15 protein-coding genes and 1 tRNA gene are annotated in these 15,236 nt (G+C 32.3%); 4 read left to right on the top strand and 12 right to left on the bottom strand.

The features are described 5' to 3' along the window. The 8 genes from BUB63_RS02955 to rnhA all read right to left on the bottom strand — a co-directional run bounded on the left by BUB63_RS02955 (position 1) and on the right by rnhA (position 6,088). Positions 1 to 642 carry a TVP38/TMEM64 family protein gene (locus BUB63_RS02955; RefSeq protein WP_073247893.1) on the bottom strand — a complete coding sequence of 214 codons (642 nt, stop codon included), beginning with the start codon at positions 640 to 642 and terminating at the stop codon, positions 1 to 3. Between the two features lie 14 nt (positions 643 to 656). Continuing rightward, the gene (gene thpR / locus BUB63_RS02950; RefSeq protein ID WP_073247892.1) at positions 657 to 1,205 is read right to left on the bottom strand and encodes an RNA 2',3'-cyclic phosphodiesterase; all 549 of its coding nucleotides are present in this window, start codon (positions 1,203 to 1,205) and stop codon (positions 657 to 659) included. Between the two features lie 116 nt (positions 1,206 to 1,321). Next, positions 1,322 to 2,296, bottom strand: a complete 975-nt coding sequence (gene glpX, locus BUB63_RS02945) for a class II fructose-bisphosphatase (RefSeq protein ID WP_073247891.1) — start codon at positions 2,294 to 2,296, stop codon at positions 1,322 to 1,324. Between the two features lie 160 nt (positions 2,297 to 2,456). After that, complete coding sequence (locus BUB63_RS02940) at positions 2,457 to 2,819, bottom strand: phage holin family protein (protein WP_073247890.1); 363 nt, start codon at positions 2,817 to 2,819, stop codon at positions 2,457 to 2,459. A gap of 80 nt (positions 2,820 to 2,899) precedes the next feature. Next, positions 2,900 to 2,974 (bottom strand) — tRNA-Glu (locus tag BUB63_RS02935). A gap of 69 nt (positions 2,975 to 3,043) precedes the next feature. Further along, positions 3,044 to 3,469: a YaaR family protein gene (locus BUB63_RS02930; RefSeq protein ID WP_073247889.1), complete on the bottom strand. Its 426-nt coding sequence runs from the start codon at positions 3,467 to 3,469 to the stop codon at positions 3,044 to 3,046. 423 nt (positions 3,470 to 3,892) lie between these two features. Then, positions 3,893 to 5,461, bottom strand: a complete 1,569-nt coding sequence (pckA, locus tag BUB63_RS02925; RefSeq protein ID WP_073247888.1) for a phosphoenolpyruvate carboxykinase (ATP) — start codon at positions 5,459 to 5,461, stop codon at positions 3,893 to 3,895. Between the two features lie 162 nt (positions 5,462 to 5,623). After that, entirely contained in the window at positions 5,624 to 6,088 is a 465-nt protein-coding gene (gene rnhA, locus BUB63_RS02920) for a ribonuclease HI (protein WP_073247887.1), read from the bottom strand. Positions 6,089 to 6,201: 113 nt separating this feature from the next. Here rnhA and ftsH point away from each other — a divergent pair, with 113 nt between their 5' ends. After that, the gene (ftsH, locus tag BUB63_RS02915; RefSeq protein ID WP_073247886.1) at positions 6,202 to 7,941 is read left to right on the top strand and encodes an ATP-dependent zinc metalloprotease FtsH; all 1,740 of its coding nucleotides are present in this window, start codon (positions 6,202 to 6,204) and stop codon (positions 7,939 to 7,941) included. A 358-nt stretch (positions 7,942 to 8,299) separates the two neighbouring features. On the opposite strand, the gene BUB63_RS02910 is transcribed toward ftsH, so the two are convergent. Next, positions 8,300 to 9,097 carry a hypothetical protein gene (locus BUB63_RS02910; protein WP_073247885.1) on the bottom strand — a complete coding sequence of 266 codons (798 nt, stop codon included), beginning with the start codon at positions 9,095 to 9,097 and terminating at the stop codon, positions 8,300 to 8,302. 152 nt (positions 9,098 to 9,249) lie between these two features. On the opposite strand from BUB63_RS02910, the gene BUB63_RS13550 reads away from it, so the two are divergent. Further along, entirely contained in the window at positions 9,250 to 9,390 is a 141-nt protein-coding gene (locus tag BUB63_RS13550) for a hypothetical protein (RefSeq protein WP_159431447.1), read from the top strand. A gap of 3 nt (positions 9,391 to 9,393) precedes the next feature. After that, positions 9,394 to 11,223 carry a methyl-accepting chemotaxis protein gene (locus BUB63_RS02905; RefSeq protein WP_278298201.1) on the top strand — a complete coding sequence of 610 codons (1,830 nt, stop codon included), beginning with the start codon at positions 9,394 to 9,396 and terminating at the stop codon, positions 11,221 to 11,223. Positions 11,224 to 11,250: 27 nt separating this feature from the next. On the opposite strand, the gene BUB63_RS02900 is transcribed toward BUB63_RS02905, so the two are convergent. Together BUB63_RS02900 and BUB63_RS02895 are read right to left on the bottom strand one after the other, a co-directional pair. Continuing rightward, positions 11,251 to 12,324 carry a tetratricopeptide repeat protein gene (locus BUB63_RS02900; RefSeq protein ID WP_073247883.1) on the bottom strand — a complete coding sequence of 358 codons (1,074 nt, stop codon included), beginning with the start codon at positions 12,322 to 12,324 and terminating at the stop codon, positions 11,251 to 11,253. A gap of 13 nt (positions 12,325 to 12,337) precedes the next feature. Then, positions 12,338 to 13,282 carry an RsmB/NOP family class I SAM-dependent RNA methyltransferase gene (locus BUB63_RS02895; RefSeq protein WP_159431446.1) on the bottom strand — a complete coding sequence of 315 codons (945 nt, stop codon included), beginning with the start codon at positions 13,280 to 13,282 and terminating at the stop codon, positions 12,338 to 12,340. 110 nt (positions 13,283 to 13,392) lie between these two features. On the opposite strand from BUB63_RS02895, the gene BUB63_RS02890 reads away from it, so the two are divergent. After that, positions 13,393 to 14,862 (top strand): nicotinate phosphoribosyltransferase, encoded by a 1,470-nt coding sequence (locus tag BUB63_RS02890; RefSeq protein WP_073247882.1) that lies wholly within the window; start codon positions 13,393 to 13,395, stop codon positions 14,860 to 14,862. A 103-nt stretch (positions 14,863 to 14,965) separates the two neighbouring features. On the opposite strand, the gene BUB63_RS02885 is transcribed toward BUB63_RS02890, so the two are convergent. Further along, on the bottom strand, positions 14,966 to 15,236 hold a 271-nt coding region (locus BUB63_RS02885; RefSeq protein ID WP_159431445.1), incomplete at its 5' end, for an ATP-binding protein.

Below are 15,236 nucleotides of genomic sequence, written 5' to 3'. Positions count from 1 at the left end.
TCATCCTTTCTTTAAAACGTATTTATATATAATTGGTGTTATAGACGATATTATAACAAGAAACAATGCTAATTTAAATTTTGGTCCTCTTATATCCATAATTGAATTTCCTAAAAAGGTATATATAAATGCACCCGGAAGGCTACCTAAAAAAGTACCAAATACAAAGTCTTTAAAATTTACGTCCATAAGCCCTGAAGCATAACTTACTGCATCAAAGGGAAATATGGGTATAAGTCTCAATGAAATTATGTAAAAAAGACCTTCCTTTTTTATCAAGCTATTAATATCTATTTTCCTTCTTTTTAAAATACACTCTACAAACTCTCTGCCAAAGTATTTAGCAATAAAATATGCTAATATACCACTTAAGGTAACACCGACACATGTAAGTAGTGTGCCAATTAAATTGCCAAATGTCAAGCCTGAAATTACTGCAAAAGTTCCAGCAGGAAGCAGAAAAACCGACCTAATAGTTGATAAAAGCAAAAAAATTGCTACTGCGTATCCCTTATAGGATAATAAAAAATTTCTAATATCCTCTGGATTTTTTATCATATTCAAAAGTTGTTTTCTATATAAAAGCACAACCACTGTTATCAAAAGTAATGTTATAAAAGAAAAGGCCCTTTTTAACCGCATATACTTCATCTCCATTATTTAAGATGGATTTCATAAATAGGCGTATAAATTCTCTTACCATCCCTCTGTTCACTCTTCATTATTGTCACTCTGTCAAATACTATGTTATCTATTAAATACTCTTCAAATTTTTTCTGCAGATCCTCAAATTTGCTCTTTAAGATAACCTCCTGTGCAATGGTCACGTGAGGTGTGAATCTATTTTCCACCTTAAATCCATAGTTTGAAGTTATTTTATCCACCTCATTATATATATCCTTAATCTTATCTAAATCACCGTGGCATTTTAAATAAATTGTCTTAATAACATCTCCTCTTCCAAAACATCCTAATCCCTTTAAATATATATTAATCTTCTCTTTTCCCTTTATTTTTCTTAACAGATCCTGATATATCAATTCAATTTTATTCTCTTCAACTTCTCCTAAAAACTTAATTGTCAAATGAAAATTATCTATGTATTTAAACCTACCCTTTATACTTTCACTTCTTATTTTATTTTGTAATTCTGCTATTTTTTCCTTAGTATCTCTGTTAAATTCAAAGGTTATAAAGGTACGCAATCTATCTACCTCCCTTAATATTATACTTTTTAGTATAATACATATTCCAAAAATAGTTAAGCCCAATAAACAAAAGTGTCGTAGATGGTTTAAAATAGCCTCTACGACACTTTTAATTATTCCTGTACCTTTATAAGACTCGTATCAAGCTTATGAATTGCATCAACAAACCTTAAAACTCCATTTGAGGACCTCATTACCACTGAATGAGTTGTGGCATAGTTTTCTTTATAGATTATTCCCCTTAACAAATCAGAATCAGTAATTGCTGTTGCAGAAAAATATACATCATCGGATGTAATTAAATCATCCTGTGATAGAATTTTTTCAACATCCAAAAGCCCTGCCCTTTTACACATATCAATCTGTCTTTGATTCTCTGGCATAAGCCTTACCAATATTTCTCCTCCTAAGCATTTTAATGCAGCTGCAGCAAGTACTCCCTCAGGTGCACCACCTATACCAACAAGCATATCAACCCCTGTTTCTTCAAAGGCTGTAGCAAGTGCTGCTGCAATATCTCCTTCACCAAATATCTTAACCCTTGCACCTACACTTCTTGCCTCTTCAATTAAATCCTTATGCCTTGGTCTATCCTGTATCATAACAGTTACTTCCTCAACATCTTTATTTAAAGCTTCAGCTACACATTTTATATTTTCAACTAAGCTTTTATTTAAATCTATACATCCCTTTGCTTTTGGGCCTACAGCCATCTTTTTCATATATATTTGAGGTGCTCTAAAAATCCTACCCTTCTCGCTTACAGCTACTGCTGAAATAGCATTAGGTCTTCCCTTTGCAACAAGTATAGAACCATCTAAAGGATCGATTGCAACATCATATTCCTTAAGTCCATCTTCCCACGTCCCAACCTTTTCTCCTATGTACATTATAGGTTTTTTATCTAAATCACATTCTCCTATAACAACTCTACCCTTAATAGGCAGTAAATCAAAGGCATGTCTTACTCCATCAACTGCTGCCTTCTCTATTAAATCAACATCTCCCCTACCTAAAAGGTTTGAACAGGCAAGTGCTGCAGCCTCAGTAACTCTAACAATCCCCATAGCAATATCGTGATTTACCATAGTGTTACCTCCATATATAAAATTCACCATTATTATATCATTAATATAGTTTATTTTCTATATTGTATAACTTATTTTTATAATTAAATTATTTGTATTAACACATTTATATATTTATAATGCATAAAAGAACCGTTTAGGTATACCCTAAACGGTTCTTTTAAAACACATCTGTTGGAATCAAGGCATCAAATAATCCAATTACAAGTGCTCCTATTAATGCACCAGCTATACTAACATATACACCTGCCACAAAAAATTGTGTAAGGTAAATTATAACTGCTGCAATAATAAAACCACTCAATCCCCTACCAAAGGGTGAAGCATCAATTTTAAACACTGTACCCGCTAAATAATCAAGCAGTGTAATCACAATTGATGCTAAAAATGCAGTCCAAAATCCAACTACTACAAACCCAGGTACTAAAAAACTCACTGCTAAAAGTACAACTGCATTTACAACAAACTTTAATAATGTACTTAAAATTCCAGCATTTTCTCCTCGTCTTATTTCTCTTGCCATTATAAAACCTCCCTTCAAGAATATTTTTTCACCAAAAGGGAGATTTATTCATAAAAAAAGAACCCTAAATTAGGTTCTTTTGGTGACCCTATGGGGATTTGAACCCCAGCTACCGCCGTGAGAGGGCGGCGTCCTAACCACTAGACCATAGGGCCATCTTCTTTACATATATTATTTTAGCATATTTTTAAAATTTGTCAATATATTCTACAAATTCAATTTATTTATTTGTAAACATCTACAAGTAATCCCTTTATTTCCTCAATCTTATCTGCAAGCTCTATTGTCTCCCTCTGCTGTTCAAGAAGTTCCCTTGTTATAGCATCAACCTTTTCATTGATAATCTCAATTTTAATATGAAGCCCATAGCTGTATGGCCCAACTTCTCTTTTTAATATATATGCATTTTTTACCACATAATTCAAATACTCCTGTACCTTTTTTCTATACTCCCTTGCATCCTCTACACTTCTTGTTGCTATAAGCCTTTTACCTAATTTATCTATTTCATTTAACATATTTTGAAGGTTTTGCTCTGTTTGATCTTTGTTTGCTAAATCTAATGCAGCTGAAAAGCTTGATGAAACAGCTGTTTTTGCTACTTGTTTAGTTTCTGCAGAATTTGTTCTATTTATACGATTAACTCTCATATCATCACCCCAAATTTTGTTTCTACAACATTATACAACAAATAATATAATAGTTGAAGAACATTCTTAAATAAAGGATGCCATAGGATTGTAAATTCCTATCAAATTTTTATAAACCCAATTGTTAGCTAAAGTATGAAAAAGCCCCATGAAAGGATTTTATAAGGCTATTTCATGAGCTTTAGCAATTCTTAGCTTTTCGACTTTGAAAAAGTCCGTAATTCGGCACAGGACGTGCCGAGCCGAGCGGCCATCAGGACGATGGCATCGCGAGGGTAGGACTTTTCAAACAAAGAAAAGCTTAGAATTTCTTAGCGAAATGAAGGAAGCCCAAAAAATCCTTCATGGGGCTAATCAATATATGACTTTTTAATAAACTAATAGAATTGTAAAATCCTATGGCACCTTTTGCTAATAAATACTCTATGCCCAAAGTTCCTTTTCTACTTTATCTTCCTCTTCCCTTTGGAATCTCTTAAAGTTTTCTCTAAATCTTTCTTCCAATTCTTTTGCATATCTAATATATTCATCCTTATCCTTCCAAGTGTTTATAGGATTTAAAATCTCCTCAGGCACACCATCTATATATGATGGCATATTAAGTTTGAAAATTGGATGAACAACATATTCAACATTATCAAGCTCTCCATTTATAGCTGCCTCAACCATTCTTCTTGTGTATTTTAAATTGATTCTATTACCAACCCCATAGGGACCACCGCTCCAACCAGTATTTACCAAAAACACCCTAACATCGTACTTTTCTATTTTTTCACCAAGCATTTTTGCATATTTCAATGGGGATAGCGGCATAAACGGTTCTCCAAAACAGGCTGAAAAGGTAGCCTTAGGCTCCTTTATTCCTCTTTCTGTTCCCGCCAATTTGCTTGTATATCCTGACATAAAGTGATACATAGCCTGCTCTTTAGTAAGTTTAGATATAGGCGGAAGAACACCAAAGGCATCTGCTGTTAAAAATATTATTGTCTTTGGATGTCCACCTTTCCCAGACTTCAAAGCATTATCTATGTAGTCAATTGGATATCCTGCTCTTGTATTTTCTGTTAGTGATGAATCATTGTAATCTGGTACTCTATTTTCGTTTAAAACAACATTTTCAAGTACAGTACCAAACTTTATTGCATTATAAATCTGTGGTTCCTTATCCTTATCTAATCCAATACATTTTGCATAACATCCACCCTCAAAATTAAACACACCCTCTGTTGACCAGCCGTGCTCATCATCTCCTATTAAATATCTATTTCCGTCTGCAGAAAGAGTTGTTTTACCAGTTCCTGAAAGTCCAAAGAATAGAGCTACATCACCATCTTTACCAACATTTGCAGAACAATGCATAGGTAAGACATTTCTTTGAGGCAATAGATAATTCATAACAGAGAATACAGACTTTTTAATTTCACCACAATACATAGTTCCACCTATAATTACAACCCTTTTTTCAAAATTTATAATAACAAAGGCCTCTGAATTTGTACCATCAACCTCTGGTATCGCCTTAAAATGTGGAGCTGCAATTACAGTAAAATCCGGTTCAAAATCTTTTAAATCATCTTTTCTTATAAATAACTGATGAACAAATAAATTTTGAACAGCCATTTCATTTATAAATCTTACCTTTATTCCAAATCTCTCATCCGCACCGGCATAACCATCAAAAACATATAAATCTCTGTTTTCTAAATATGCCATAAGCCTTCCATATACTCTATTGAAAACATCTACTGAAATTGGTTTATTCACCTTACCCCAATAGATTAAATCGTGAACATCCTCAGTATCAACTATAAAACGATCCTCAGGAGACCTTCCTGTATATACTCCTGTAGTTATAGAAATTGCACCTGTATCCGAAAGAACTCCTTCATTTTTTGATACAGAATGTTCAACTAAATCGCCAACAGAAAGATTATAAAATACATTTTTAGGATTGATTATACCTATTTTCTTTAAATAATCTAATAACTCCATATTCCTGCCCCCTAAATCATTATTCATTTTTATTTTACGCTTTTGCAGTAAAAATTGCAATATGGAGTTTGTAAATATTTTTTTCTTTCATTGTACGACATATATGTTATTATTTGTGTATCATAATTCCTCTTATTTCGACATTTAGCAAACCATAATTGGTTATTTATTTAACATATTTGCTTCAATTTCGTCCATAGCTAAATTTGCAAGTTCATCACATCTGTTATTATAGAAATCATCACTATGCCCCTTAACCTTAATAAACTCAACTTCGTGAATTTTAGTAAGCTCAATAAGTTTTTCCCACAGTTCCTTATTTTTCACTGGTTCCTTATTGCTGTTTTTCCATCCGTTCTTCTGCCATTTATCTATCCACCCTTGATTAAAGGCATTCACAACATATGCTGAATCGCTATGAAGTTTAACCCTACAGGGCTCCTTTAACATACTTAATGCATCTATAACCGCAGTAAGCTCCATTATATTATTTGTAGTCCTTTCAAAACCTTTTTTTATTTCTTTTATCTTATCCTTATATATTAAAACACATCCATAGCCTCCTACCGCCTGTTCGTTTCCGTTACCTCTACATCCACCATCTGTATATATTGTTACTTCCTTCATTTTAAAACCTCCATTCCTCAAATTAACAAGGTAATTCTCTACCATTTTATTTTACAAGATTAAAAATTGTGTGTATATTTATGTTATGTAAACTTATTTGAGAGGGGGATATAATGAATAAGCTCAAAAAAAAGAATATCATAATTCCAATAATTTTAGTATTATTTTTAATAACTATATCATTTTTATCATCTAAGAATACTAAGCCCCAAACACAGATGATGTATAAGGACTTTATATCCGAAGTACAGAAGGGAAACGTTGCTGAAGTCTATATCACAAATAAAGAAACTATGCAATTTAAATTAAAGGACGGAAGAATTCTAACAACTGAAAATCCAAGAACACTAACCCTAAAGGAAAATCTACTAATAAGTGGTGTTAAGGTTTATGAAAAAAGCATAAATCAAAGTTTAGAAACAATAATACTCGCAACCATCGTAGTATCTCTAATTTCTGCTTTTATTTATTTAACAACAAAAAATTCAAAAAGTAAAGGGGGAGCCTTTAGGCTATCCAAGATAGAAACAGAGGCAGTAACAGAAACAGGGATTACCTTTGAAAATATTGCAGGAAACGAAGAAGCAAAGGAGAGCATAAAAGAATTAGTTGACTTCATAAAAGCTCCAGAAAAATATGCAAAATTCAAAGCAAGAATGCCTCGTGGAGTAATCCTATATGGTCCTCCTGGAACAGGTAAGACATTAATTGCTAAAGCACTTGCATCGGAAGCGAATGTTCCCTTCTTTGCTGTAAATGGTTCTGATTTTGTGCAAATTTATGTTGGTGTTGGTGCAGGAAGAATTAGAGACCTATTTAAGAAGGCAAAGGAAAAGGGAAAGGCAGTAATATTTATTGATGAAATTGATGCAATAGGTAAAAAGCGTTCAATGCGGGCAGATAGCGGTTCCGATGAAAGAGACCAAACTTTAAATGCACTTCTATCTGAAATGTCAGGTTTTAACAGCAGCGATGGCATTGTTGTTATAGCTGCCACTAACAGACTTGATACTTTAGATGAAGCTCTTTTAAGACCTGGAAGATTTGATAGACATATCGAGGTAAACCTACCTGATGTTAAGGATAGGGAAAAGATATTGAATCTATATTTAAAGGACAAGCCACTTGCTGAAGATGTAGATATAAGTAAAATCGCCAAAACTACAGTATATTTTTCAGGTGCTAAACTTGAAAATCTTGTTAATGAAGCTGCTATAATTGCTGCAAAGGAAAACTCACCAAATATTACAATGGAACACCTTGATCGTGCACTTTCCATAGTAATTGCAGGTGCAGAAAAGAAGAATAAAGATGTAATTTCAGAGCTTGATAGAAAAATAACAGCATATCACGAAGCAGGACATGCTCTTATTTCAAAAATTACAGGAAACTCAAGTGTAAGAAAAATAACGATTATACCAAGCACAAAGGGTGCAGGTGGATATACTTTAACAGTGCCAAAGGACACAAATTATCAAACTAAAAAAATGCTCCTTGACACTATAAAAATATATCTTGCGGGAAGAGCTGCTGAAGAAATCATATTTGGAAAGGATAATATAACAACAGGTGCTTCAAACGACATAAAGAAGGTAACAGAAATAATAATAAGTATGATTAAGGACTTTGGTATGTTTGAAAACTCCGGACTTCTGAGCTATTCTGTTATACAAGAAAATTCATATATTGATATGAAACAGATAGTAGATGCAGCAAATGATATTGTTAAAAAGCTGTATAATGAAGTTTTAGATATGTTAAATGAAAACATTGAAAAACTTCATAGGCTGTCAAATGAATTGTTAGAAAAAGAGACCATCTATGAAGAAGAGATTGATTATATTCTTCAATAAATTTAAGTGATGTTAATTATGCCCCTTAATTTTATATTAAGGGCAGGCTGTTGAAAAAGTTAAATATTGATTAGCCCCATAAAGGATTTCTTTGGCATTCCTTCGTTTCGCTAAGCAATTCTAAGCTTTTCTTTGTTTGAAAAAGTCCTACCCTCGCGATGCCATCGTCCTGATGGCCGCTCGGCTCGGCACATCCTGTGCCGAATTACGGACTTTTTCAAAGTCTAAAGCTAAGAATTGCTAAAGCTCATGAAAGAGCCAAATAAAATCCTTTTATGGGGCTTTCATACTTTAGATAACAAGTAGATTTATCAACAATCAGCTATTAACTTTATATTAAGTAAGGGGCATATTAAAACTAATTGTAAAAATAGAGCATTCCTCTATCATATTTTAAGAATCCTTTTCCCTCTGAAATAGAACTTGATTCTTGCAGACTGTATTTTTTCTTAAGTTCCTCCTTTATATAGTTTTTATTTAAAAGATGTCCAACAAAATGGACTTTAAAATTATCCTCCCTATCTACAACAATAGAAAAACTATCTTTACTATTCCATTTTCTTAAATTATCAACTATACGTATTAAATCCTCTAAAAGTTCAAAACCTGCCTCTACTTCAAATAAAATAGATTCTTTATTTGTTATATCCTCCTCAATTTTAGGATATGAGTAATCATCTAAGCACTTTAAGACATACTCAACTCTTTCTATTACCCTTTCATCTATAGGCATAGACGAAGAATAAAATTTTTGTAGTATTCCAGCCAATTCAACAACAAAATGAACATTTACAGAATTATTAAGGAACAAATACTTTAGGGCCAGTATGCTCATTTTGTCATTTAGGCTAAAAAGAAAATCAAAACCATCAAGCCCATCTACTATAAGTTCCATTATTGGGCCTTCTAAATCCATCTTAACATCCAATGATTTTTTATAATAAAGTATTTCCTTTATATCAACTATTTTATTAAGCTTTATTATAAAATTAACTTCACCATTTTCATCAACATATATTGTACTTCTTTTATTCTTTAATATTTTATATAAAGTTTCATAATATCTAAAGCTAAGTTGCTGCATATATGATTTGTTATCTATAGCCTTGTTGTTAACTGTATAATCTGCCCTATTTATTCTTTCAATAATTTGCATTAATTTCCCTCCCAATTATTTGCTATTTATATTTTACTAAATTCCACAATATTTTTCACTATAAATAATTTAAATATTAAATTTTTGTATTAACACTCAAGTTTTTGTATAAACTGTCGAAAATTTTAAAAATAAGTCGAGAGGTGTTTGATATGAAAAAAACTAAAAAGCTAAGTTTCAAACTTATCCCAATCATTCTACTTATGGCTATATTGCCTATAATTATAACCTCCTCCTTTACAATACTAAAATTTGGTGGTGTAATTGAGGGAAAGGTAAATGAGCTGACATAACAGATTGCAACAGAAAAGGCCGCATATGTTGACCAATTTATAGAAAAATATGAAAAACAGATTGAAGCTATAATTAAAAATCCCGCCACTTTAAATATTAATGAGGAAACTCTAAATGCAACACTGCAATCAACAAAGGAATCTGACTCAACTGTCCTTTATTCTTATATGGGAACACAGGATAAGCAGATGTTTATTTATCCAAAGGTTGAATTCCCTGCAGGTTATGACCCAACTTCTCGTCCTTGGTATAAAGAGGCAGAATCAAATTTTGGAAAAATCATTGTTACAGAACCCTATAAAGATGCGGCAAGTGGACAACTTGTTGTAACAGTTGCAAAGGCTTTAAAGCTAAATAATGGTAAAACTGCTGTTGTAGCAGAGGACATAAATATGACATCCCTTGCAGAGGTTGTCTCAAAAACAAAGGTTGGAGAAAAGGGATATGCTTCAATAATTCTCCCTAATGGTTCAGTACTTGTTCATCCAGACAATTCCCTTATCGGATTAAACCTTGCCGAAAAATATGACTGGGGTAAAAGGATAATTGAACAAAAGAAGGGAAATATAAAATATCACTTTAATGGGTTAGATAAAATAATGGGTATTGCAAACTCACAAAAAACTGGATGGATTCTTGTTGCAACTCTATCACAGGATGAATACGCAAGAGCATATAAGAGCACATTAATAACAACCCTTATATTAATAGCTTTAATTATAGTGGTAGCGATAGTTATCGGAATACTAATAGTAAGATATATTACAAACCCAATAAACATTTTAGTTGAAAATATAAAATCTATTTCAGACGGTGACTTAACTGTTGATATTAAAATAGATAGAGATGATGAAATAGGAATAATACAAAATAGCCTATCTCAACTTGTTAAAAACCAAAGACAAATAGTTACTGAAATTGTAGCAACAAGCTCACAACTTCTTGGTGCTTCAAGCGACATAAATAGTTCTACCGATAGCAGTGTAAAGGCAATTAATATAATTACAAAATCTATGGAAAACATTGCATCATCAACACAAACTAATGCTGCAAGTATAGAAGAAGCAAATGCTGGTATTGAAGAGATTGCATCTAATGCTCAACTTGTTGCAGAGTCTATATCAAAGGTTAAGGATAATAGCGAAGAGGCCGTTAATGCGGCAAATAGCAGCTATCAAACAGTAGAAAATACAACTTACGCAATGCAAAAGATTAAGCACTCTGCAACTGAGGTTATGGAGGTTGTAACAGAACTATATGAGGCTTCAAAGCAAATAGATATAATAGTAAATACCATTACAGATATAGCTTCACAAACAAATCTTCTTGCTCTAAATGCTGCAATAGAGGCTGCACGTGCTGGAGAAGCTGGACGTGGATTTGCAGTTGTTGCAGATGAAGTTAGAAAGCTTGCAGAAGGAAGTAGTAATGCAGCTAAAAACATCGGCAAACTTATAGAAAACATACAAATAAAGGTTGAAGCAGCCGTTACAACAACTAAAACTGAGATAGAACTTGTTGAGGAAGGAAGCAGAGCAACAGAGGAATTAAAGGCTGCACTATCAACTATACAAAAACAAATAAATACTTTAAACAAACATATAGAAGAAGTTGCGGCTGCTGCAGAAGAACAATCTGCATCTGCACAACAGATGTCTGCAGTTATAAATACTATAAGCCAATCAATAGAAGAAACAGTAAAGACGACAGATGAGGTAGCATCAACAACATTATCACAATCCGATGCTATAAATGTTATACACGAATATGCAAAGGAACTTGAAAAAATAGCTGATAAACTAAAAGAACAAATGAATAATTTTAGGATATAATTTATGGGCCAATAAACTAACAATATATTAGTTTATTGGCCCAACTATTGTCATATGTTTTATACCTTCAATTAATTCATCTAAGTTGTCTATTTCATAGGGGATTGTCTTTTTTAAGCTCTTAAAAATGCTAAGAGCTCTAAAATACTCATTCATATAGTAGTAGGATAATCCTAAATTATAGTATAGGGATATATAGAAATCTACCTCAAAATCTCCAAGGGAAGTTTTTTCATAAACATCTATTGCAAAATTAAACATATCCCTGGCCCTTTCAATATCCCCCATTTTAATGTATACACATCCTAAAACATTATAGGCTTCTGGTACAAAGGATAAAACTTTAATAATGCTCTTTGCAATATCAAAGGCCTGTTCAAAATTTCCTTTATCGTAATAATCCCAGCACTCATCTAAGAGCTTATCATATTGTTCAAGTAAATCCTTTGCCAAATATTCAAATATCCTCCTTCCAATGTCATTAGGGATAAAACTTTCATTTTCAACACTACCTAAGTTTAACCTTTCAAACACCTCTTCTGAAATCCTCTTAAAGGCTAAACTTGAATTTAGCTTATTTATAGAACCAAAATAGGAAATTTTGTAAATGCCGTTCTCCCTTAAGGTATCTGTTTCTTCTATTAATTTTTTTGTTGTCTGTGAAAGCAGTGCAAATATATACATTCTTGATTCTAAAGATAAATATATATCTTTAGATTTAAGATATGTATTCCAATCTACATTCAAGAGTAAAAATCTTATTATCTCCGCAGTTAAATAATATCTATCTATATTTCTTATTAAAAGTTCCTTTGGAGTAAGATTAAAATCTTCGCCATCATTTAATATACCCTGAATTTTTAAAAAATCTAATAAAAGTTTTATATATGCTGAACTTCTTTTAAAGTGTTTTGCTACCAAATCTATTATAAGCTTTTCATTTTTTACTATACTTTTGTTTTTAGATATCTCATCAATAATATCTAAGAGCATAATCAAATCATCAATAACTATATGTGAAATATAATTATTTTCCTTTAAAAAATTATACAAACCATCCCTCTTTGCTGATACATCAAGAACCTGTACTTTATTTAACATTTATCTCCTCCATCTAATTCTTTTTTATTTTGCATACAAAAAAACCCTCAAGTTCTTTAGAAGGCAATACTCTTATTGCCTTACTTATACTTTTATCATACCTATCAGTAAATGCCTCCACAACACCATTTATTTTAAGATCAATATTAAGTATTTCTATATCAAGATTGTTTAATGCCCAATCTAAAACCTCTTCATTCTCTTTTCTATTTAATGTACAGGTTGAATAGACCATTATTCCACCCTTTTTTAATGCCTTATATGCACTTAAAAAAAGCTTTCTTTGAAGATTAGACAGCCTATTTACCTCCCTATGTGACCAGAATCTATATGTCTTAACATCTTTTATATTAAATCTTCCTTCTCCACTACAGGGTGCATCAAGCAAAACCCTGTCAAACTCCTCAGGATACTTATCCCCAAGCTGCTCTCCCCTGCCATTTACAACCTCTACTATACTTGCCCCCTGAAGCTCTACATTATATTTTAACCTTTCACATCTTATCTTATCAAGTTCATTTGCTAAAATATATCCCTCATTATTCATCATTGCAGCCATCTGTGTTGTTTTACTTCCTGGTGCTGCAGTCATATCTAATATTTTTTCACCCCTTTGAGGATCTAATACAAGTGGAGGAATCATACTTGGGAGGCTCTGTATATAAATATATCCATTCTTATAAATATCAAGCTTTTCAAGGGACTTCTCATCTGCATTTTTTATTATAAGTGCATCCTTATACCACTGAACCCTATCAAATTTTATATTTATGCTTTTAAAATACTCCATTAGACTACTTATATCATACTTTAGAGTATTAACCCTAAGGGTTGTATACCTATCTCCCATAAAGGAATAGAGCATTTTATCTGCTGTTCCTACTGAAAACTCTTCGTATATGTAATCTATAAATTCCTCTGGAAGCCTTCTCTTTACATCTGAAATTGAAGCCAACAAAATCACCATCCTAAATATTAAATTTATTATACTTGTACTTATTTACTTAAAGTAATAAAATTATATTAGCGTAAAGATTTTACTACATTTTGTTGAAAGGAGCAAGGTAAATGTCCTTAACATTCGATTGGAAGGAAGATAGAAATCTATCTTTGTTGGTTGATTTTTATGAACTAACAATGGCAAACGGGTATTTTAAAAATGGTGTTGGTGAAAAAATAGCATATTTTGATATGTATTTTAGAAGGGTTCCTGATAACGGGGGATATTGTATCGTAGCAGGGCTACAACAGCTAATTGAGTATCTTAAGAATCTTAAATTTAGTGATGATGACATAGAATTCTTAAAAAGTAAAAATATATTCAACGAAGAATTTATAAATTACCTTAAGAACTTTAAATTTACCTGCGACGTATATGCTATAAAAGAGGGAACTCCGGTTTTTCCAAATGAACCTCTACTTGTTGTTAGAGGCCCTATTATGCAGGCTCAGTTTATTGAAACAATGGTTCTTTTAACTATAAACCATCAGACACTTATCGCAACAAAGGCTAACAGAATTGTGAGAGCTGCAGAGGGGAGAACTGTTTTAGAATTTGGTTCAAGAAGGGCACAAGGGTATGATGGTGCTATATTTGGTGCCCGTGCTGCCTATATTGGAGGATGTAATGCTACTGCCTGTACCATTGCAGAAAAACAATTTGGCATACCTGCCGTTGGAACAATGGCCCACAGCTGGGTTCAACTTTTTGATTCAGAACTTGAGGCCTTTAGAGCTTGGGCAAGAACATATCCTGAAAACTGTCTATTGTTAGTTGATACCTATAATGTATTAAAATCTGGTGTACCAAATGCCATAAAGGTATTTAACGAAGAACTACTACCTCGAGGAATAAGACCAAAGGGTATAAGAATAGACAGTGGAGATATAAAGTATTTAACTGAAAAGGCAAGGAAAATGCTTGATGAGGCTGGATATCCAGACTGCCAAATTATTGTTTCAAATTCCCTTGATGAATATATAATAAAGGATGTATTAAGACAAGGTGCAAAAATAGATGGATTTGGAGTTGGCGAAAGATTAATTACAGCAAAATCTGAACCTGTATTTGGAGGCGTTTATAAACTTGTTGCAGTAGAGGACAATGGCAAGATAGTTCCTAAGATTAAAATAAGTGAAAACGAAGAAAAAATAACAAACCCAGGGTTTAAACAAATCTATAGACTATTTGATAAGGAAACAAACAAAGCCATAGCAGACCTTATAACCTTCCACGACGAGGTAATTGATGAAGATAAACCACTTGAAATATTCGACCCTATTTTTACTTGGAAGCAAAAAACAGTAACTAACTTTTATGCAAGACCACTGTTAACTAAAATATTTGACAAGGGAGACCTTGTATACACTTCACCTTCAGTAAATGAAATAAGAAGCTATGCCCAAAGCGAGCTTAACACACTTTGGGAGGAAATTTTAAGATTTGAAAATCCTCATAGATACTATGTAGACCTTTCAACTAAGGTTTGGGGATTAAAACAGAGACTGTTAAATGAATATACCAAAAATTATAAATAAAAAACAATCAAATTTACCCCATAATGAATTTTGGTATGTATTGCTGTAAATGTCAATATATTTTTGCACAAAAAGTGGAATATATTTATGTACAAAAATTGTACTATGATGATGTATTAGAAGAACTGTTAAAATATTTCATTTTAGATTTTAATCTGTATGAAGGACCTTTTATAGATATAACATGTGAATGATGTAATAATCTATCCAATATTGCATTAGCAATTGTTGCTGAACCAAATACTTCTCCCCAACTTGAAAAAGGCATGTTAGTTGTAATAATGGTTGAGTGTTTTTCATATCGTTTAGATATTAGTTGAAAAAATATATTGGCTGTATCTACATCAATAGGTAAATATCCAACTTCATCAATT

The sequence above is a fragment of the Caloramator proteoclasticus DSM 10124 genome, assembly GCF_900129265.1.
GTDB classification, from domain to species: Bacteria; Bacillota; Clostridia; order Clostridiales; family Caloramatoraceae; genus Thermobrachium; species Thermobrachium proteoclasticum.
The sequence above is the reverse complement of the archived record's forward strand: the minus strand, read 5'-3'. Positions and strand labels throughout refer to the sequence as shown.

Coding starts and splice junctions, on each gene's coding strand:
- BUB63_RS02890 (WP_073247882.1), top strand. CDS start 13,393: ATGTCCTTAACATTCGATTGGAAGGAAGATAGAAATCTATCTTTGTTG.
- glpX (WP_073247891.1), bottom strand. CDS start 2,296: ATGGTAAATCACGATATTGCTATGGGGATTGTTAGAGTTACTGAGGCT.
- BUB63_RS02930 (WP_073247889.1), bottom strand. CDS start 3,469: ATGAGAGTTAATCGTATAAATAGAACAAATTCTGCAGAAACTAAACAA.
- BUB63_RS02955 (WP_073247893.1), bottom strand. CDS start 642: ATGCGGTTAAAAAGGGCCTTTTCTTTTATAACATTACTTTTGATAACA.
- BUB63_RS13550 (WP_159431447.1), top strand. CDS start 9,250: ATGAAAAAAACTAAAAAGCTAAGTTTCAAACTTATCCCAATCATTCTA.
- BUB63_RS02910 (WP_073247885.1), bottom strand. CDS start 9,097: ATGCAAATTATTGAAAGAATAAATAGGGCAGATTATACAGTTAACAAC.
- BUB63_RS02940 (WP_073247890.1), bottom strand. CDS start 2,819: ATGGCAAGAGAAATAAGACGAGGAGAAAATGCTGGAATTTTAAGTACA.
- ftsH (WP_073247886.1), top strand. CDS start 6,202: ATGAATAAGCTCAAAAAAAAGAATATCATAATTCCAATAATTTTAGTA.
- BUB63_RS02900 (WP_073247883.1), bottom strand. CDS start 12,324: ATGTTAAATAAAGTACAGGTTCTTGATGTATCAGCAAAGAGGGATGGT.
- rnhA (WP_073247887.1), bottom strand. CDS start 6,088: ATGAAGGAAGTAACAATATATACAGATGGTGGATGTAGAGGTAACGGA.
- pckA (WP_073247888.1), bottom strand. CDS start 5,461: ATGGAGTTATTAGATTATTTAAAGAAAATAGGTATAATCAATCCTAAA.